Here is a 20,339-nt window from a genome sequence, read left to right as displayed (position 1 = left end):
TTTCTTGATTTTTATATTGCAAAAAATCACGATTAATTATTTCATATCTACCGAAAAATTAAGGGGTTTCGTAATATTGATAGTCTTAAAAATTGCATTTTAACAAAATTTAACTATTTTTGCCTCAACTTAACCTAATTTTTATTATGAGGAGACTTGAATTGGAATCAAGAGATATATTCTCTAAGTCAGCTTTCATACTATTATTTTTATCTGTATTACTTACATCTTGTAGTAGTGGCGGAGATGATACTAGTGGAGAAGAATTAAAAAGTAGTGATAAAAGGATAACGAGCTTTTTATTAGCTACGGCGAACAATGCCACCTTGAGTCAAAATATTACGGGAACAATAAATGAAGATAATAAGACTATTGATTTGGTAGTTCCATTTGGAATTAGTTTAACGTCTTTAGCTCCTAGTATTACGATATCTGATAAAGCTCAGATTTCTCCAGATAGTGGTATGCCAAGGAATTTTGCTTCTCCAGTTACGTTTACAGTAACCGCAGAAGACGGAACCGAAGCAACGTATACTGTTACAATAACGAATGCACAAAATTCTGAAAAAAGAATTACAGCGTTCTCATTTACAGTAGACATGAATCCTTCTGTTAAAGAAGATATAGATGGTACGATAGATGAAAGTAATAAAACTATAACTTTAAATGTGCCATTCGGTGCTGCGATAACGGCACTTATTCCAACAATCGAATTATCAGACGGTGCATCCTCTACTCCATCATCAAATACGGCAATAGATTTTTCGTCTGCAGTAAACTTTGAAGTTAGTGCTCAGGATAATAGTACAACAAGTTATACAGTTACTGTTACGAGAAACGAATCAGATTATGCAACGTTAAAGGCTATATATGATGCTAATCCTGGTAATACATTAAGTTGGGATTTTAATAATTTAGACATTAGCACCTATGAAGGCGTAAATTCTGAAAATGATAGAGTTACTGCATTGACACTTACTGCTAAAGGACTTACTGTTCTTCCTTCGCAAATAGGAGATTTATCAATGTTAAGTTTATTGTATTTGCAAAATAACGGTATAGAGTCCATTCCTGCAGAAATTAGTAATTTATCGCAAACATTAACTCAATTCCTTCTAAGTAATAACCCGCTAAAATCTATACCAGCTCAGATAGGAACACTAACCAATCTAGAATTTTTAGATTTATTTAATACGGATATTACTACGATACCTTCAACTATTGGTAATCTAAATAATCTTATTAGTTTAAATTTAAGTCAGAATTTTGATCTTACAGGTTTACCATCTGAAATAGGTAACTTAGATAATCTTACACGATTAAGTTTAATAGGAGCTAATTATCCTATACCAACAGAAATTGGTAATTTAAGTAATCTTACTTTCTTAAATCTATCCAATGCAGACTTAAGTTCTTTTCCAACACAAGTACTAGGGCTTACAGATCTTACAGAGCTGTATTTGTCTGGAAATACCATTTCAACGGTACCAACTGGAATTGGAAACCTAACGAACTTATCAAAACTATTCTTAGATAGTAATTCATTGACTTCTTTACCTACGCAGATTGCTAACTTATCAAATCTTACAGAACTAAATATTACAAATAATACATCTTTAATAAGTATACCGCAAGTTATTTGTGATTTAGCAGACGCTGATACCACTATCAATAAAGATGCAGCAACCAGTTGTATGTAATAATTTATAGAACAGAAAAATTTAAAACCTCTAGTAAAGAATACTAGAGGTTTTTTTTATAGTTATGTAGAATGTCTCTTTTCTAAATCAGATTGTTCACGCATACTACTCTACAATCCTTAATAATAACAAGGATTTTTTTTAAGGCCTATTTAAACTATCTATGATTTCAAAGGTTAAATGTTTGTATAAATACAAAAATACTGTAATTAACTATCAGAAAAATACCCCATCTCGATGATCCATTTCTGCTTTCTGTTATTATAAACACACGTATAAGTGTACTTTTTTACGATCAAAAAAAAAGAAAGGTCATAAATTAGATTTATGACCTTTCTTAATAACATAGGTTAGTTCAGGGTATTGATAATACTTTTTAGTCTCCCGCTAGAAGAACATAATCATTTGTAACAGGTGATATACTGTAATTTTTCACATTATTCTTTCTTTTTAAATACTTATCAGCTTCTTTAAACGCTGTTTCTAAAGCACTTAATTCTGAATTCTTAGCAACTATTATTGTTTTAGAAATCACACTTCCATTAGTGTATTCAACAGTCATTCTCCATTTCTTAACAGAATGCATGTTTTTATTCTTAGATGATCTGTCATCAGATTTCTTCTTTTTGTCATTCTTTTCATTCTTCTCCTTAATAATACTGTCTCCTGTAAAAGAAGGAGCTGCGTTTCCTAAAGTTGCGCATAAAGCCAAAGTTGCCAATAAAAGTTTCATAGTCGATGATTTGAATTAGTATTTCACGAATATACATATAATGTTTGAATAATCAAATATTTTTTTAATAAAAATTTATTTGTATATTTGATTCCTTTTTACATATTTTACTATGGTTAACAGAAAACTAAAAAAACTCCTTAAAAAAAGTAAAGGAGCAAAAACGGTGTATGGAATTTCAAAAGTTCTTGGCGTTAGTCCGCAAGCGGGAGATTATGTCGTTAAGAAAAAAGACTTGTTAAAAGATTTTGAACGACTACAAAAAATTGCCGATTATATGGATGTGGATATAAAAGATATTATTGATTATAAAGAAAAATAGGCCACACAGGTTGTATACCTATGTGGCCTATTTTTTAAAGCACACTTAAAATGAATAAGTCTCTCGACTTATTTTAAAAAAAAAGCTATAACAGTAATTATTTTATACTCTTCAACATTCTTTTGGCATTACTACCAGTATCACCTTCGGGATCCATCTTAATTGCCTTATTATAATATTTAATTGCCTTTTCTTTATTATTTAATTCTAAATAGCTTTCTGCTAAACTATCCCATGTATTTGCAGAGTCAGGAAACAATATTGTATTTACTTTAAAAATAGTCGAGGCGACTGTAGTCTTTTTTTGTTGAATATAGGCATATCCTAAACTATTTATGCCTCCTTCATCTAGCATATTACTTTTGACTAATACTTCAAATTGTTTTGTTATCTTATCTTCTTTTTCCTTTGTGATTTTTTCTTTTTCTAAAGTCAATAATGCTTTTTCTAAAGGTTTAAACATTGAATCTTTGTATTCCTTAGATTTTATCAAAGCCAATTCTTTGGCTTTTTCCTTAGCATTCTTTGCAGGTATTTTTATATCTGGTTGCACCCCAACACCTTCCCAATTCGTTTTGGTTACAGGATTAATCGTTCTTGCAAATGGGATACCGATAGTATAACCTTTATCAAGTGGAAAACCGCGGGTGGGGTGTGCTCCACCTCCAGTTATCTCACCTATAACCGTAGCTCTACCTCTACTTTGCATGGTATATGAAAAGTCTTCGGCTCCAGAAAAAGTTGATTGGCTAGTTAAAATATATACTGGAACCTTTGGTCTCTTTACCCCTTTTACATCTGTAACCCACATTTCTTCTGAGTGATCGTTTGCTCTAGAATATATAGTGTTTAATAATAATTTTTCGCTAAAAAAATAACTAGACAAGTAATTAACTGTAGTCGGACTACCCCCCGTATTTCTTCTCATATCAATAATGATTGCATCTGCAGCTTCCATAGCTTTCATAGCCACGTCTATCTTAGCCAAGTGTATTTCGGCTCCACCAAAAAAAGCAAGATCAATATAACCAATGTTTGAATCCATTAATTGAAACCCTCTTAGCATCGGTGATCTATAACGAGATAAATAATTTGTAAATGAGTTCTCTTTGTTTTTAGAGGTTCTATCTCTATTCGGAGCGGAAAATCTAAGATGTTTATCCTTCGTTATTTTTCTTAACTCTTTGGTAAGTGAAGTGGCAAAATCTAAAGGTTCTTTATTCTCAAAATATCCTTTTTTGATAAGCTGATTTAAATGTGCATTAGTTTCTTTGGCTTTATCTAAGAAAATATAATTCTCTTCTAATAAACCCTGAACTTGTTTGACTATGTCATTATTAGACTGCGCAAAAAATAATGTTGTTGTGAAAAGAAATGCGATTACTATTATACTTTTCAAATTGACTGTTTGTTTCATGAATTGTGATGAATGATTACTAATATCCTGATATTGAAATCTATTACTTTTATTTGAATTGTAAATTAATAAAGAAAATCAGTTAAAAAATAGGATGAAATTAGCGTATCACAAAAAACTTCTATAAATGTTTAAACTCATTAGGTTTAAATCCCGTGTTTTGTTTAAATATTTTTGAAAAATGGCTTTGATCAGAAAAACCACATAGAAAAGTAATTTCGGTTAAAGATTTATCAGTATGCTTTAAATACAAAATGGCCTTTTCTATTTTAATTCTTCGCATATACTCACCAAAAGAACACTTAAAATATTTTGAAAAGTATTTTGAAATCGTAACCGGGTGCACATTAAGCTCATTAGAGAGTTCATTAAGCGTAATGAATTCATCCCAGCGATCGCATAGTATTTCTCTAATTTTATCCACCCAAGGTGGTCTTTGATTTAAAACGGAATTATAATCAGAAAATAGCGTAAGTAAGGATGTATGTATTGATGCTGCCGAGGAAACATCATTTATATGTAACTCTTTATATATTTTTAATAGCCCAAATTGAACCTCTACATTTTTAACAATCGAATTTTGAAAATCCGAAGTAGAGAGCTCATTTTTCGCAAAGAAATCATCATCAATTTCTATGTTTAAATTTTTTGAAGGAAATGCTGTATGTCTATTACGATGTACAATTTCCTTATCATAAAGCACAATACTACCCGGTAGAATTTGAATATCCTGTCCTTTTCGTGACTCTAAATTTCCCCCTTGTAACACCAAAGAAAGATGATATTTTTCATGAGAATGCCAATCCTCTGATACCGGTTGAAGGTAGTTTACCATAGAAATATCATATTCTCCAAAAGAAAACTGTTCTGTTGTTTTACCTAAAAACTCTTTTGTTTTTAATGCAATCATGTTGATACTTTTCTGGATAGTAATTATAAAACTACTACTATTTTTCAACAAATATAATGCCAGTACTAAGTCTTTGTAAAACCTAACTCATATTGGCATTTTTTTAACTGTGCTCATACTACTTTTTAATTACATTTAGAGCCAATGATCATTCTATAAATCACACATCATGAAAACATTAGTCACTTTAGCGCTTTCTTTGACCCTTTCCTTTTGTATAAATGCAAATGAAAAAAACAGCTCCTTAAAGGCGAATTTTGAAATTGGAAATCCTGAAATCACATCTATAAATGTAATGACATTTGGACCAGAAAACATACTGTTTATTGGGGATAGTAAATCTGCACAAATAATAGCAATTGATGTTAGCAAAGATCCAAAAACAGACAACAGTAAAGTTAAAATTGATCTTCTGGATAAACTCATCGCAGATATGCTAGGTGCAGGAACAGACGAAGTTCAAATTACAGATATGGCTGTAAATCCAGAAAACAATAATATTTACATCTCTGTTCATCATAGTTCTGGTAATGCAGTATTATTTAGAGTCGAAAATAATACTCTAAAAAAAGTGTCGTTAGAGACTATTTCACATAGTAAATTATCATTAACCGATCCCGTTGCTATTGATGCTAAAGATAAAAGAGGTCGAGAACTTCGCAAATGGGCGGTCGCAGAGATGAAATACAATTCGGGTAAAATCTTTTTATCAGGTTTAAGCAATAAAGAATTTGCTTCAACCTTTAGAGCTATTGATTTTCCTTTTAATAACAAACAAAATCAGACATCCTTAGAAATATATCATGCAGCTCATGGGCAATATGAAACCCATGCTCCTATTAAAACATTTATCCCAACAACAGTTAAAGGTAGTAAAGCAATTATTGCAGGGTATACTTGTACCCCATTAGTGGTTTTCCCAATGGATAAGATTAAACCTGGAACCCATAATAAGGGAAGAACAATTGCTGAATTGGGAAATGGAAATACTCCTGTCGACATTATAGAGGTCAAAAATGAAGACAAACGTTATCTTTTGATAGCAAATACCAACAGACCTCTTATGAAATTAGATTTTACTGATCTAGAATCTTACAATGAAGAACTGACTACTCCTGTCACTAAAAAAGGAGCTTCTGCCGGTGTAGCATATGTAAATCTTCCATATGTAAATGTGCAACAGTTAGATACTTTAAAAGATATAGGTTTTTTAATGATTCAAAGAGAATCGAGCGGAAATCTTGCTCTAAAAGTGGGTAGCAATTGGTGGTTCAAGTAGTATTGCCGAAGAGATCAATATTGAGGTATTATGAAGAAAAGTATTATTGTTGTAGTAGTTTGGCTCTTTTCTATACACTTAGGAAATAGCCAAACTGGTACTGACTTTGCTTTTAACAGATATAGTGTTACCGTTAAGCGAAATTTAAATGAATCAAATACATTTAATTTATATCGTGGTCAAATTAGTGTCGAAGAAACTGAGAATGCCAATGCTATACTTGGTGAGGTCATAACTAATGATACCATATTACGCTTTATACCTCTTGTGCCTTTGGGGTTACATCAAGATTATACTGTTATCTACAATAATCATATTACACATTTTTCTTTAGATCTTCCTAAATCTTATGAACTTCAAACAATAACTGATATTTACCCTTCTTCAAAAAAGTTACCTTCAAATGTATTAAAATGGTATATAAAGTTTGCTAATCCCATAAATGAAACTAATGTATACAATCATATACGTATACTAAATCAAGATGGAGATACACTTTCACGCACTTTTCTGAACATAGAAAATGCCCTTGTAAATACCGATGGAAGACTTTTAACCTTGTGGATAGAACCTGGTCGGCAAAAACGTGGGTTGATACCAAATCAACAATTAGGTTCCGTTTTTCAGCCAGGAAAATCATACAAATTAATTGTCCTAAAAACACTAAAAGACAAACAAGGTGTTTCTATGTCTAACGATTTTATACATTCTTTTCAAATTACCGAAGATGATCGCAAAAAACCTGATATTAATTTATGGGAAATAGTATCTCCCGAAACATCTACTAATGATCTTATCATGCATAGTAATGAACCTTTGGATTATGGAAGTGTTTTGGGGAGTATTATCATCTTAGACGCTGATAATAAGGAAGTTTTTGGTAATTGGAAATTTACAAACAATGAAAAAACATTAATTTTTAAGCCTACAGATATTTGGAGTAAAGGAAAGTATCGCATCTTTTTTAATACACGTATAGAAGATCTTGCCGGGAATAATTTAAAACAATTGTTTGATAACAAAATTGATGATAAAGATCAGTTAGTTCATAAAAATACAGAGTACATTTTAGAATTTAATATACATTAAAATCAAAAAGAAGTTGGCCAAAAAGTATCAAGAAATTCGAATTATCAGTCTAAGCCTGTCGAAGACATTTTGAAAATCCTAGTTTTAAAAACTTCGACAGGCACAGTTTGACATAGATACATTATTTTTTGGACAACTTCATTTACTAAATAGATTTCTATTACTTGGTAATAATAAATCCTTTTGTGATGCTTTCTTGTTCGGTATTAATTTCTAAAATATACATTCCCAAAGCTAATCCACTTACATCAATCCTATCTTCTAGTAAGTTACGATTCATCACAGTTTGACCTGTATAACTTATAATTTTGTAAGATATATTTTTAGATGACAATCCACTAATAAATAAGAATCCTTCCTTTACTGGATTTGGATATAAAATTACCTTATTTAAGGTATTTATATCGTTACTTTTTGCCACTGCTGGAGCGCCTATATTTAGAGTATAGTCTTCAACTTCTCCATATGCAAAAGTTTCGCAAGGAGTTGACGCTGCATTATATTTCATAGCGACTCTCATTCTTGTGTTTCCGGATAATGCAGTAGTAGGAACAGTAAAATTATAATCTAGATTTGCATCATTTTGAGTAGAAGCAGATACAATTAGTTCTGTACTTTCAAAAACTCCATTCTGATTATAATCTATCCAAACATTCCAGAATTCATTATAAGTCGTATTGGCAAAACCTACACTAAGTGTTATCGTATTTTCTCCATATGGCAAGTTACCAACTTGGCTAGTAAAATCGGCATATCCAGAATTTGCACCAGTAGTATTAGTTATTCCACCTAAACCTACATAATCTATATATTCAAAGTTTGAATTGTTCCCCTTACTATCACAATATGATATCGTTTGGTCTAATGTTGTTATAGTAACTGTATTACTAGCAGTAGAACTATTTCCGGCCGCATCTTTGGCAACTACAGAAAAAGTATATGATGTATTTGGTGCTAATCCTGTTACAACACTATTCAAATTAACTTCTGTAGTTAATAAAGTTGTTCCTTGGTATATTTCATATCCGGATACTCCCACATTATCTGTAGACGCATTCCATGATAAACTAACTCCAGTTGCGGTTACAGATGATGATACAAGGTTTGTAGGTGCAGTAGGAGCTTCTGTATCTGGAGTTGAAGAAAATATTTTGATATTATCTATAGCCATATCACTTCTAAAACTTGTTCCCGTAGTACCTTTAAATTGTAATTTAATTACAGATCCTGCATATGCTGTAAGATCAATAATGGCTTGATTCCAGGTATTGCCTAGATCTCCACTCTTAGTCCATACCGATGTATATGAAGCACCATCCGTAGTACTTAATAACACCTCCATAGTTCCCATATTTGCACCGTACATATGATAACCAAACTCTAAGGAAACTGAACTAAGTCCGGATAAATCAACACAAGGACTGTTGAGCAATGCTATTTTATTTGGACTTGCATTACCAGAGGCTTCTGTAAATAAATAAAAAGCACCGTCTTGACCATTAGTAGGTCCTGTTGAAGTTGAAGGAGTTCCTCCTGAATCTCTAGTCCAGTTTATATCATCATCTGTGGCATTACTCCATTCACCTAAACCCGATTCGAAACTTTCGGTATAAGGAAAGTTACTAATTCCCGTACAAGCAGGGGTTTGAGTAGTTGTAAAGTTAATAGAATCACTATATGGCGAACTTGTGCCTCCAGCACAATTACTTCTTACCTGTGCTTCATAATTGGTTAACGCAACTAACTCACTAACTACTAACGTATTTGTAGTAGCCGCAACAGTTGTCCAACTAGCTGTACCTATTACTCTATATCGCACATCATATGTCGCTCCTGAAGTTCCTTGCCATGAAAGCAAAGCAGATGTTGATTCTATATTAGAAGCTGCAAGTGATGTTGGCGCACCTCCTCCTATTGGTGTTAATTGAACATTTTTAACAACACTACTATAATCAGAGATTGTCACTCCTGTAAGGGTAACCGATTGATAACATTCTGCTTCATACAAAATATCATATGTTCCTGCTTTTACTGGTCTATAATAATCACCTTCTGGCAATTCTGTTGGCACCCAGGATTCATATCCTTCTTTACCAACAATGGTAATCTTGGCCTGAATAGGTTGATTGCTTATGGCATCTGTAACTACTCCTGTAAGGCCATAGTTTACTTGCTTTAAAAATGCAATGAGTGCATCTTTGTTATAATTCCAAAAATTTACCAGTTGATTAGCAGGAGGTGTTTTAGCATTAGACAATTCAACCGTTAACTCTCTTCCTTTATGATTATAGATTTGATAATCTTGCCTTCCTCCTTGTACTTCATACCAAGCATAACCATTGGTAATACCATTATTTAAATCATCAAAGTAACCATTAGGACTATTTGATTGACATAGGTCTCTGTATTCTTCTGAAACATGTACAAAATAATCTTCATCTGGATGTGCTCCGGCGTATGTATCCCATGGGTAATTAATAAGCTCTATTCCGCCATGAAAATTAGCAGACAATACAAAATGTTTTGAAGCTGCAAAATTCATAAACGCTAATGTTTCTGTTTGGTACGCATTACCATCTGGATTTGCCCCATCATCTGGATCTGGGTAATTTCTATTTAGATCTACATTATTCGCATTACCACGGGTAGCATTTGCAACCGATGTATTATTAGCACTATTTCTAAACGTTCCATCGGGGTTGGCTAAAGGATTAATCCAGACTTCGCTAGTGTCTAAAAGCGTCTTTATCTCAGCATGTCTAGGATGACTTGTATCTTTATATGCAGTTAATAAATAATCAATCAAATCCAACATCATAGGGTAACCTGCTATTTCATCACCGTGCATAGAGGATGTATACATAACTCGTGGTTCTTGCTCATCACTTCCTACATTATCAGAGAGTTTCACAAAAAGTAATGCTTTATCACCTTCTGTTGTAGCGCCTATATTTTCTACTTTACACAAAGTAGGATTGTTAGTAGCAAACTCATTCATCATGGTCACATAATCTGCATAGGTTGGATATGCCGTTAAAGGAAATGTAGCTGCTTTATTACCTAGATCAGAAGTCATTAACCTTTCACCAGTAACATTATCTTTTACAGTAATATTAAAAGGGATTTTTTTCTGTAAAAACGTATTAAATTGTGACTGGGTTGCCATTGCTTTAACCGTTTTGGTATCTTCATCATAGTGAACTATAGATACTTCTTTTGTTATTGTACTAAGTTCTGAGTGATTATCTATTACAAAAGAAAAAATTACTTCTCCTTTTGAATTTAGATACTTATTTGCGAGTTCTACATCATTTTGTTGTGCAAAGAGAGGAATGCTAATGGTAAAAGTTACCAAAAGCATTAACAATAAACTATTTTTCATGGTTTTAAGAGTGGTTTAAATTGAGTTAATATTAGGTTTAGATTTATGTGTAATAAACAGTTAAATCTAAAGATAATATAAAATGATGAACATTTCAATTTAGGTACAATTAAAACGCATAAAACCAATGTATTAATCCTCCAAAACTTTTCCTTTTACATTTCTATAAGATACTAAGTGCTTTTTTTTCTTTGATTTCAAATAGAAAACGATAAAAAGAACAATCAAAGTTATTAATGAGAATATAGAATCTTCTATTCCCATAGCCGAACCTGTTACTATTTCAGATCCACTAAACTCTGCCTTAAACAACACACCAAATTGATCTAGCCCCGTTAGATTACTGCCAAAGATTGGTTGTGCCAAATTCCATCCCAAATGAAATGAAAATGGTAACCATATTCGTTTAGTATAGGTAAACATTATCCCCATTAACAATCCAAATACAATACCACCAATAGATCCTATAACGGCCACATTGGGATTTAGTAAATGTGGAAGTTCAAAAAGTACTCCAGAAACAATAAGAGCGACGGTAGTTCCTTTCCATTGTTCTAAAATTCTATACAAAATCCCTCTAAAAACAAGTTCTTCTAGCATTGCTGCCCCAATTAAAAAAGTAAAGGGAGCTGTTAAAAGATCGAACCCTTCGAAATCTAGAATTTTGTAATTGCCAATACAAAAAAGAAGAAAGAATTCTAGTGCAATTACCCCTAAACCTAACGAAAATCCACCAAATAGCTCAAGAAAGGATGACTTAAAGGATAATTCGGTTACTTCTCTTTTTTCATAATATTTAGTAAAAAAATAATAGGTCAATGTCATTACCAAAGTACCTAGTAATGTCACGAATACCTTAATTAGAGTCTCAGATTGAATAATTGAACTAAAAAAAGGTTTTGTTATATAACTTTTGATTAATCCTGTTGCTGATACAACTATAACCATACTCAAGATAATTCTAAAAATTGGATGATAAATTAGTTTCATTATCATACTGTCTCTATGTTCTAAATGTTCCATAATGTTTGTTATTTTGAAACGAAGAAAAAGAGGTTTGAGACTAGTTCCTACTTTATTTAACCAACCCTATGATTTTAATCCATAATCAAAAATATATTGATTATAAACTATGTTCATGTAGACAAAATCTATGTTTATTGATGAAAATGACATGTTCATTAAATGAATTGTATTTGTATACTTGCTTTTATTATTTTAGATTAGAAATATCACAATGAAGCAAAAAAAGATTAACACTATATCTAAAAAAATTATAGTTCATATTTTAGTTATCCTGACTATTGTACTTATGATTTCTATAATTTATTTCTTAAGTAGCTTAGGTACAGAAAAAGAACTATCCTTTCATATATATTTTTTACAAGCATTGACAGGAATCATTTTGTTTATTTTACCACCAATATATTTTAATATTTACATCTGTATTCCTAAACTATTAATAAAACATAAATATGTTCTTTATGTATTAGCCCTTATTATGGTTATTCTGATTTGGGGATTCATTATTGGTTATATTGAGCCTTGGATTGATACATATTGGTTCGATCAGCCTTCTGAAAAAGCTACATTGCAAAGCGGAATACTAGTAATGGTATTCATTATTGGAATATCAACACTGTTACATTTATCTTTTAGATGGTTTGTGCAACTTTCAAAAGTAAAACAAATAGAAAATGATCGTTTAACTTATGAGTTATCGATGCTTAAAAATCAAATAAAACCCCATTTCTTTTTTAACACCCTAAATAACTTATATGCATTGGCTTTAGAAAAGGCAGAAGAAACTCCCTCTGTTATTTTAAAACTGTCCGAAATGCTACGATATACTATTTATGATTGCAAAGCTGCAAAAGTTTCTCTAGCCAAAGAGGTTTTGTATATTGAAAACTATATAGCTTTACAAACTATAAGACATTACAACAGAGGTAAGATCGTTTTTAATAAATCGATATCTAATCCTTCTATAAAGATAGCTCCAATGATTTTAATTGTATTTATAGAAAATGCGTTTAAACATGGTTATGAAAAAATGGATCAGAATGCTTTTTTAGATGTAACACTAACCACTAGTGAAACTGAGGTTTCATTAATCGTTAAAAACAATTATGACCCCGCTCAATATCAATCTAGCGACGGATTAGGTCTTAATAATGTTAAAAGGAGATTATCATTATTATATCCTAATCAAAATGAATTAAGTCTATCAAACAAAAATAACCAGTATACAGCGGCCTTAAAGATAAATTTATGATGAATTGTATTATTATCGATGATGAACCACTTGCCCATAAGGTGATAAAAAACTATAGTGAGAATCTTTCTTTTCTAAATATTGTGGCAACATTTCATACTGCTGTTGATGCTATCGGTTTTTTGAATGATAATACAATTGATCTGATTTTTCTGGATATTAATATGCCCAAATTAAAAGGATTAGATTTTTTAAGGATACTAGATAACCCTCCTATTATAATTATCACTACCGCGTATCAAGAATTCGCATTAGAAGGATATGAATTAGACGTTTTAGATTACCTATTGAAACCATTTAGTTTTGAACGTTTTGTAAAATCCACAAATAAAGCTCTTCAGCGATATAAAGTTATGAATGCTGCACAAAAATCTCACAATGATAGTGCAGAAAATACAGTTACAAACAAAAGTAGTCCGGAAACTATCTTTATAAAATCAGACAAAAAAACACATCAAATTAGACTTGATAAAATTCTATATCTTGAGAGTTATGGTAGTTACGTAAAGATTCATCTCGAAAATGAGGTTATCGTTACATTAGACCGCTTAAAAAACTTCGAAACATCTCTCCCTAAAGCATACTTTCTAAGAATTCATAAATCATATATAGTGTCAATTGCTAATATTCAAACTATTGAAGGAAATAGACTATTGATTTCTCAAACTTATATTCCAATAGGAAGTGTTTACAAACACAATATAAATCGAATTATAAAATAGTTTAATGTAGGATTATATACTCAACGTATATGGCTTCCTGCATTTACATCAATAGTCGCACCAGTAGCATGATCCATCAATCCACTACACATCATACCTATTAACGGAGATATATCTTTGGGCGTCGTAAGCGTATTTAGAGCGATTTCATCTAATACCTTTTGTTCACCATGATCTGCTATAAATTGTTCTGCCATTTGAGTACGTGTAAATCCTGGGGAAACAATGAAAGATTTGATATTACGTTTACCAAAAGAACGAGCTACACTTCTTGCCAAAGAAACAATCCCACCTTTGGATGCTGCATAAGCTAAATATTCCTCTGTCTCTCCTCTAAAAACTGCCCTACTGCCAATATAAATAAATCTACCTTCTCCATTTTCAAGAAAATGATCTAAACCCAATTTTGTTAATAACCCTACAGAATTTAAATTTACATCCATTGTTCTTCTCCAGGTAGAAAACCATTCGCATGTATCTTCACTGGTAGGATGAGACAAAAACACGCCCGCATTTAGTATAATAACATCTATCTTACCAAAGGATTTTTTTACTTCATTAAATAGGTCACAAACTTCTTGCTCATTTGACAAGTCTGCTTTAAAAGCCTTAGACGCTGTCGTTACATAGGTAGCTACCAAAGCACCTGCAGAAGTTGTATTAGAATTATAGTGTACAGCCACCTTTGCTCCCATTTGCATCAAAAAATCTGCTGTTTCTTTTCCTATTCCATCTGATGCTCCAGTGAGAAGCACAGTTTTATTTTTAAGATCTATATCTATCATCAAAATGCCGTTTATCTATATAAAAATAAGAGAATTTATGCAGAATATTAACATGGTCTTAGTTAAGAAATTTACAAAAATGCACTACCTTAGAGGAAGACCTTTTCTTGTCAACATTTCACTTTTTGACAAAACGTACACACTTCATTTCATAACAAACTTTTAATACTAATTCTTATGAGTATCTCACAAGCATCTCCTAAAAGCAAATTGGAAAAACCAAGTTTTAAGGACAAATACGATAATTATATAGGTGGTAAATGGACATTACCCGTAAAAGGACAATATTTTGACAATATTTCTCCAGTAGACGGAACCAGTTTTACAAAGATTGCTCGTTCTACAAAAGAAGATATTAATTTGGCTATTGATTCTGCATGGAAAGCCGCGCCAGAATGGAATAATTCTTCAGCCACTTTTAGAAGCAATTGTTTATTAAAAATTGCAAATATTATAGAAGAAAACCTAGATACATTAGCTCGTGCTGAAACATGGGATAATGGAAAAGCATTACGCGAAACTTTAGCTGCAGATTTACCCCTAGCGGTTGATCATTTTAGATATTTTGCTGGAGTTATTCGAGCAGAAGAAGGATCTGTTAGTGAACTTGATTCAAATACAGTATCGTTAAATATGCAAGAACCTTTAGGAGTTGTTGGCCAAATTATTCCATGGAATTTCCCTTTATTAATGGCTACATGGAAAATTGCTCCAGCTCTTGCTGCCGGAAATTGCGTTGTATTAAAACCAGCAGAACAAACACCTGTGGGTATAATGATTTTAATGGAATTGATTGAAGGAATACTTCCTGACGGAGTATTAAATGTTGTAAATGGTTTTGGTGTTGAAGCTGGTAAACCATTGGCATCTCATCCAAGAATTAATAAAGTAGCATTTACTGGTGAGACAACTACGGGGCAATTAATAATGCAATACGCTTCTAAAAACATTACCCCAGTAACTCTAGAGCTTGGTGGTAAATCCCCAAATATATTCTTTGAAAGTATTATGACTGCAGATGATGAATATTTTGACAAAGCTATAGAAGGAGCAGTAATGTTTGCTTTAAACCAAGGAGAAGTATGCACTTGTCCTTCTCGAATTTTAATTCAAGAAAATATATACGATGAGTTTATTCAAAGAGTTATTGAAAGAACTGAAGCTATAAAACTAGGACACCCTCTTGATCCGGAAACAATGATGGGAGCTCAAGCATCTAATGATCAATTTGAAAAAGTACTAAATTATATCAATATTGGTAAAGACGAAGGTTGTGAAGTGTTAACTGGCGGTGAAGAAGCATATATCGAAGGGCTTGAAAATGGATACTACGTGAAACCAACATTGTTAAAAGGAAATAATAAAATGCGTGTTTTTCAAGAAGAAATTTTTGGACCAGTAGCCTGTGTTACCACATTTAAAGATGAAGCAGAAGCTATAGAAATTGCCAATGATACTCTTTATGGATTAGGCGCTGGAGTATGGACTAGAGATATGCATCAAGCGTACCAAGTATCTAGAGCTGTTAAAGCAGGTCGTGTATGGGTAAATTGTTATCATAATTATCCTGCACATGCACCGTTTGGCGGATATAAAAAGTCAGGAATTGGTAGAGAGAATCATAAAATGATGCTTAATCATTATAGACAAACTAAAAATATGTTGATCTCATACGACAAAAAATCTCTTGGATTTTTTTAAGGATTATTACCTATGATTAAACGAGTAAAGGTAACACAGGCCGCAAAAGCCGTAATAGATACCCTAAAAAAAGAACACGGAGAGCTTATGTTTCATCAAAGTGGAGGATGCTGTGATGGTTCCTCCCCAATGTGTTTTGAAAAAGGAGAACTTATGATCAATGAAAATGACATTTGGTTAGGAACCATCAACAATTGTGATTTTTATATGTCAAGTGATCAATTTGAGTATTGGAAACATACACAATTAACTGTCGATGTAGTTAAAGGTCGTGGAGCAAGCTTTTCGCTTGAAATTCCTATGGGAATACGATTTATTATTAAATCAAGACTATATACAACAGATGAGATGACAGCCTTAAGCCCGATTCATATCGGAGAGGGGTTTTAAATTGAACGAATAACTTATAAAACTTAAGTAATCTCTATAAATAGAGATTACTTAAGTTAAAATCTATAATCTAGTATAATACGTTTTAATAGATAAAATTTCGTCATCTCTGGACATTCTATTATTATTTTCAAAGACATACGTATACTGAACTGTGGTTCCACTTGAAGGGCCATCTGTAAAAGTTATATCATATACCCCATCACTTATTTTAGTCCATGTTGCATTTCTTACTAAAGCTACTTCACAATTGTTAGTGGACGTACTTATGTCCATAAGAGTGGAAATAAATCTATTATCTGATGTAAACTCTATAGTAGTCGTCTTAAAGCAATCTGAAAGACTCTCTTCCACTCCATCATTAAAACGTTGGTCGATTTGCCATTTACCAATAATAGTATCATTATTAGCTTCACCCGAATCATCATCACTAGAGCTACATGACGCTAGAAGGGTTATTAAACAAATAACAAAGTAATACTTAATATTTTTCATAATTAATAAGGTTAAAAGAGAAATACAAATTTAATCTATTTTTAAGAATAGTAAAATCTAAAATCCTATTCATATTGGTTAAATATGTTAAGAGATCTACTCTTTTCATAGTTTAAAATGTTAATAATTGTTAAAATAGTACCTTTTTATACATAGTACTGTAACGAAATAGATTTATGGGCGTCTAGTAGATATAATAACATAAATAAATAGAAATAATGAGAACACTAAACAACAATCAAATCACTGCAAAAGTAACAACAACAAAAGGATTTATCTGGAACACTAAAAGAAGATACAGATAATTCTAAAACAACAATAAACTAACTTTAAAATAGAAATTATGAGAACTTTAGACAACAATCAAATAACTAAAAAAGCAACAACAACAAAAGGATTTATCTGGAACGCTAAAAGAAGATACAGATAATCTTACTACAACAATAAACTAACTTTAAACCAGAAATTATGAGAACTTTAGACAACAATCAAATAACTAAAAAAGTAGCAACGACAAAAGGATTCATTTGGAATTCTAAAAGAAGATATAAGTAAAATTCAAATACGATTAAATATTAAAAATGAAATTATGAGAACTTTAGATAACAATCAAATTACGGCAAAAGTAACAACAACAAAAGGATATATCTGGAACACCAAAAGGCGTTATAGGTAGTTATAAGTTAAACCATCAAAAAATAAAATTATGAAAGCTTTAAAAAATATTAAAAAGAGATTTAATGTTGCAAAACTCAACCAAAATATACTTTTGGATAGCACATTCACCATCTATAATCATGAACACAAGATTCATAAAAGAATAAAATGTTATGCTTATTAATAAAACAAATGTATGAAAGCCGGGTTCAAATTTAAACTCGGCTTTTTTCTTACCTCTCCTACTCCCATTTTCTAAAGAATTTTTACTCTTCAATTATATTTGTTTTATAAAACGAATATATTACGCAACTAAAAAGTTGCATTTTTTGATTTTCTTCTTATATTTGCAACCATATAGTTGCATATCGATATTCAAATACTATATATTTAATGTTTAACTCATAAATATATCAACAATGAAAGATGTAATTCGAAAAGAACAAATATTTAATCATTCTATTGAAAGTGTATGGAATGCCATTACAAAGCAAGAAGAAATATCTTCATGGTTTATAAAAGCAGATTTTAGAGCCGAAAAAGGATATCAATACACCTTCAATTCTGATGGGGAAAATTGTTCCCCGATAAAAGGTGAAATTAAAGAAGCTAGTCCTTACACGTTAGTTTATACTTGGATAGTTACAGAAAATCCTGTAGAAACTACCGTTAAATGGCTCTTAGAAGAAGTTGAAACTGGAACAAAGTTATCTCTAGAGCATTCTGGAATATCCCAATATAAGGGCGAAACCGCTATTACAATGTTTGATAGTTTTAATGGTGGTTGGAATAATTGTGTTTCGAGTCTTATCACATATCTAAAACAAGCTGTACATGCAGGATAAAATAACAACCATATTAAAAGCAATAGCAGATCCTACCAGACGTGAAATTTTTCATGCTCTGGTAGTAGCCGCTACTGCCTTACCTATTACTCAGATTTCTAATCAATTTGAAATTAGTCGTCAAGGAATTACAAAGCATTTAAAAACTCTTGAAGATGCTGGTTTGGTGGAGATTAACACAAAAGGTAGAGAACGATTTTGTTATGCTAATACAAAACCATTAGCCGAAATAAATAATTGGCTGGCCTTTTACGAAAAATTCTGGGATACTAAGATCAATAGTTTAGAACAACATTTAAATAAAAAAGGGTAACATGATACCTAAGATAATTGTTTCATTACCCATGTTTTTGCCTTTTCAAGATTTTCAAAAGTAAGTATGCCGTCTTGATAAAACATATTTTCTATTCTTACACTTGTTTCTTGAAATCTATTATAGATAACAACGGTAAACACTTTAAGATTAGGAAATACCTCTTTAATTCGAAGGTAATCTGTTGGTTCTGTTGAATACGAATTAACTCTATGCGAGATATATCCAAAAGGACGATCTTCAAAATGCAAATTGGTTAATTTAGACAGTTTTTCAGCTTTATCATAATCAAAACATATACCTTCAGCCACTTCAATAACAAGAAAGTTCTTATAAAAAATGACCTTTCCCATCTCAAGATCATAGGTCTTGATTATATCTTCTCCATCGGTAGTCTTTGGTAATCTAAACATGTAGGGCTTATGAACAGTTGAGTTCTACCAAATATAAGGTTAAATTTTTTTAAATAACAACAATATGTTGAAAAAAACCACAGTATGCACGTACTAAAAATATGGTTTTACCGTTATTGATAACCATAATTTATTGATATTCAAATATTTTTAATACTAAAATGTTCCCTTTACTACTCCAGACATTACCGGTTGGATTGAGATATCAAAAACACTTAAATTAGTAATTATAGCACTACTTGCATTAACAATACCAGATCTATATGCCTCGGTAACAAATAATGTAGAGAATGCTCTATTAGTTGTTCCATCATTACCTACATATATCCTAAAATCTGATGCAGCCCCATTATCTGTTAATGTAACGGTTTGGATATTATTACCACTCTGACTGGTTTTTGTAACAAATGTTTGCACCCACCCATTGGGGTTATTTAAATATCCTGAAACATGATATTCATCCATACCACTAGCATGTGTGTATATTTTAAATTTAATTGAGAAATTTGTTCCTCTAAAAGGGATTTTTATTTCATAATACCCTACTAAACTTTGTTTTAATACCAAACCACTAGAGATGGGAGGGACTTTTTTAATGCCTCCAGAACTATCAACTACTAGATTTTGATCCGAAGAAGAACCATTTGGTATTGATCTCACCCGTAAATTACCACTAATATCTAATGTCGATGACGGTAAATTAGTACCAATACCTACTCTACCATTTGTATATATTGCATCATTAATTGATGATGGTTTTGTGCCGTTTACATTTAACCAATCAGAATCAGAATTTTCAGATATACTATCCTTGTGATTTGGGTAAATATCATTTTTTGTGATTTGTGTCTTACCTAAACCGTAAGTTCCTTTGCCTGTTTTTAAGAAATAACTTTGTAATGCCATAAATA

Annotated in this window: 19 protein-coding genes; 10 read left to right on the top strand and 9 right to left on the bottom strand. The window is 31.6% G+C overall.

Features of this window, described 5'->3' with window-relative positions; all coding sequences use genetic code 11:
* Window positions 1-146 precede the first annotated feature (146 nt).
* Entirely contained in the window at window positions 147-1,700 is a 1,554-nt protein-coding gene (locus AWE51_RS04210) for a leucine-rich repeat domain-containing protein (RefSeq protein ID WP_066309894.1), read from the top strand.
* Between the two features lie 376 nt (window positions 1,701-2,076).
* Here the strand turns inward: AWE51_RS04210 and AWE51_RS04205 are convergent, their stop codons facing one another.
* Window positions 2,077-2,433 carry a hypothetical protein gene (locus AWE51_RS04205; RefSeq protein ID WP_066309892.1) on the bottom strand — a complete coding sequence of 119 codons (357 nt, stop codon included), beginning with the start codon at window positions 2,431-2,433 and terminating at the stop codon, window positions 2,077-2,079.
* Between the two features lie 112 nt (window positions 2,434-2,545).
* Here AWE51_RS04205 and AWE51_RS04200 point away from each other — a divergent pair, with 112 nt between their 5' ends.
* Window positions 2,546-2,755 carry a hypothetical protein gene (locus AWE51_RS04200; RefSeq protein ID WP_066309890.1) on the top strand — a complete coding sequence of 70 codons (210 nt, stop codon included), beginning with the start codon at window positions 2,546-2,548 and terminating at the stop codon, window positions 2,753-2,755.
* 97 nt (window positions 2,756-2,852) lie between these two features.
* Here the strand turns inward: AWE51_RS04200 and AWE51_RS04195 are convergent, their stop codons facing one another.
* Both AWE51_RS04195 and AWE51_RS04190 read right to left on the bottom strand, forming a co-directional pair.
* Window positions 2,853-4,172: a S41 family peptidase gene (locus AWE51_RS04195; protein WP_066309887.1), complete on the bottom strand. Its 1,320-nt coding sequence runs from the start codon at window positions 4,170-4,172 to the stop codon at window positions 2,853-2,855.
* Between the two features lie 121 nt (window positions 4,173-4,293).
* Window positions 4,294-5,082, bottom strand: coding sequence for a helix-turn-helix transcriptional regulator (locus AWE51_RS04190; RefSeq protein WP_066309885.1), 789 nt, complete (start codon window positions 5,080-5,082; stop codon window positions 4,294-4,296).
* A 169-nt stretch (window positions 5,083-5,251) separates the two neighbouring features.
* Between AWE51_RS04190 and AWE51_RS04185 the strand changes: the two genes are divergently transcribed.
* Entirely contained in the window at window positions 5,252-6,361 is a 1,110-nt protein-coding gene (locus tag AWE51_RS04185; RefSeq protein ID WP_066309884.1) for a hypothetical protein, read from the top strand.
* Window positions 6,362-6,391: 30 nt separating this feature from the next.
* On the top strand, window positions 6,392-7,450 hold the full coding sequence (locus AWE51_RS04180) for an Ig-like domain-containing protein (RefSeq protein WP_066309881.1): 1,059 nt from the start codon (window positions 6,392-6,394) through the stop codon (window positions 7,448-7,450).
* 160 nt (window positions 7,451-7,610) lie between these two features.
* Here the strand turns inward: AWE51_RS04180 and AWE51_RS04175 are convergent, their stop codons facing one another.
* Window positions 7,611-10,832, bottom strand: a complete 3,222-nt coding sequence (locus tag AWE51_RS04175) for a M14 family zinc carboxypeptidase (RefSeq protein WP_066309877.1) — start codon at window positions 10,830-10,832, stop codon at window positions 7,611-7,613.
* Window positions 10,833-10,964: 132 nt separating this feature from the next.
* On the bottom strand, window positions 10,965-11,855 hold the full coding sequence (locus AWE51_RS04170) for a CPBP family intramembrane glutamic endopeptidase (RefSeq protein ID WP_066309874.1): 891 nt from the start codon (window positions 11,853-11,855) through the stop codon (window positions 10,965-10,967).
* 214 nt (window positions 11,856-12,069) lie between these two features.
* On the opposite strand from AWE51_RS04170, the gene AWE51_RS04165 reads away from it, so the two are divergent.
* On the top strand, window positions 12,070-13,107 hold the full coding sequence (locus AWE51_RS04165; RefSeq protein ID WP_066309870.1) for a sensor histidine kinase: 1,038 nt from the start codon (window positions 12,070-12,072) through the stop codon (window positions 13,105-13,107).
* Window positions 13,104-13,829 carry a LytR/AlgR family response regulator transcription factor gene (locus AWE51_RS04160; RefSeq protein WP_066309868.1) on the top strand — a complete coding sequence of 242 codons (726 nt, stop codon included), beginning with the start codon at window positions 13,104-13,106 and terminating at the stop codon, window positions 13,827-13,829. The genes AWE51_RS04165 and AWE51_RS04160 overlap by 4 nt, the downstream gene beginning before the upstream one ends.
* Before the next feature lie 20 nt (window positions 13,830-13,849).
* On the opposite strand, the gene AWE51_RS04155 is transcribed toward AWE51_RS04160, so the two are convergent.
* Window positions 13,850-14,614 (bottom strand): SDR family NAD(P)-dependent oxidoreductase, encoded by a 765-nt coding sequence (locus tag AWE51_RS04155; protein ID WP_232517335.1) that lies wholly within the window; start codon window positions 14,612-14,614, stop codon window positions 13,850-13,852.
* Window positions 14,615-14,791: 177 nt separating this feature from the next.
* Between AWE51_RS04155 and AWE51_RS04150 the strand changes: the two genes are divergently transcribed.
* The gene (locus AWE51_RS04150) at window positions 14,792-16,315 is read left to right on the top strand and encodes an aldehyde dehydrogenase family protein (protein ID WP_066309866.1); all 1,524 of its coding nucleotides are present in this window, start codon (window positions 14,792-14,794) and stop codon (window positions 16,313-16,315) included.
* Window positions 16,316-16,327: 12 nt separating this feature from the next.
* Window positions 16,328-16,705, top strand: a complete 378-nt coding sequence (locus AWE51_RS04145) for a DUF779 domain-containing protein (protein ID WP_066309864.1) — start codon at window positions 16,328-16,330, stop codon at window positions 16,703-16,705.
* A 63-nt stretch (window positions 16,706-16,768) separates the two neighbouring features.
* Here the strand turns inward: AWE51_RS04145 and AWE51_RS04140 are convergent, their stop codons facing one another.
* Window positions 16,769-17,200, bottom strand: a complete 432-nt coding sequence (locus AWE51_RS04140; protein WP_066309862.1) for a lipocalin-like domain-containing protein — start codon at window positions 17,198-17,200, stop codon at window positions 16,769-16,771.
* Window positions 17,201-18,276: 1,076 nt separating this feature from the next.
* Between AWE51_RS04140 and AWE51_RS04130 the strand changes: the two genes are divergently transcribed.
* Both AWE51_RS04130 and AWE51_RS04125 read left to right on the top strand, forming a co-directional pair.
* Entirely contained in the window at window positions 18,277-18,702 is a 426-nt protein-coding gene (locus tag AWE51_RS04130; protein ID WP_066309857.1) for an SRPBCC family protein, read from the top strand.
* Entirely contained in the window at window positions 18,692-19,015 is a 324-nt protein-coding gene (locus AWE51_RS04125; RefSeq protein WP_066309855.1) for an ArsR/SmtB family transcription factor, read from the top strand. Before AWE51_RS04130 ends, AWE51_RS04125 begins: the two co-directional genes overlap by 11 nt.
* A gap of 8 nt (window positions 19,016-19,023) precedes the next feature.
* On the opposite strand, the gene AWE51_RS04120 is transcribed toward AWE51_RS04125, so the two are convergent.
* Window positions 19,024-19,428: a hypothetical protein gene (locus AWE51_RS04120; protein ID WP_066309850.1), complete on the bottom strand. Its 405-nt coding sequence runs from the start codon at window positions 19,426-19,428 to the stop codon at window positions 19,024-19,026.
* 156 nt (window positions 19,429-19,584) lie between these two features.
* Window positions 19,585-20,334 (bottom strand): hypothetical protein, encoded by a 750-nt coding sequence (locus AWE51_RS04115; protein WP_066309847.1) that lies wholly within the window; start codon window positions 20,332-20,334, stop codon window positions 19,585-19,587.
* Window positions 20,335-20,339: the final 5 nt, after the last annotated feature.

It is taken from the genome of Aquimarina aggregata (genome assembly GCF_001632745.1).
Taxonomy (GTDB): Bacteria; Bacteroidota; Bacteroidia; order Flavobacteriales; family Flavobacteriaceae; genus Aquimarina; species Aquimarina aggregata.
Note: the sequence above shows the minus strand (reverse complement) of the source record. Positions and strands in the feature narration are given on the sequence as shown.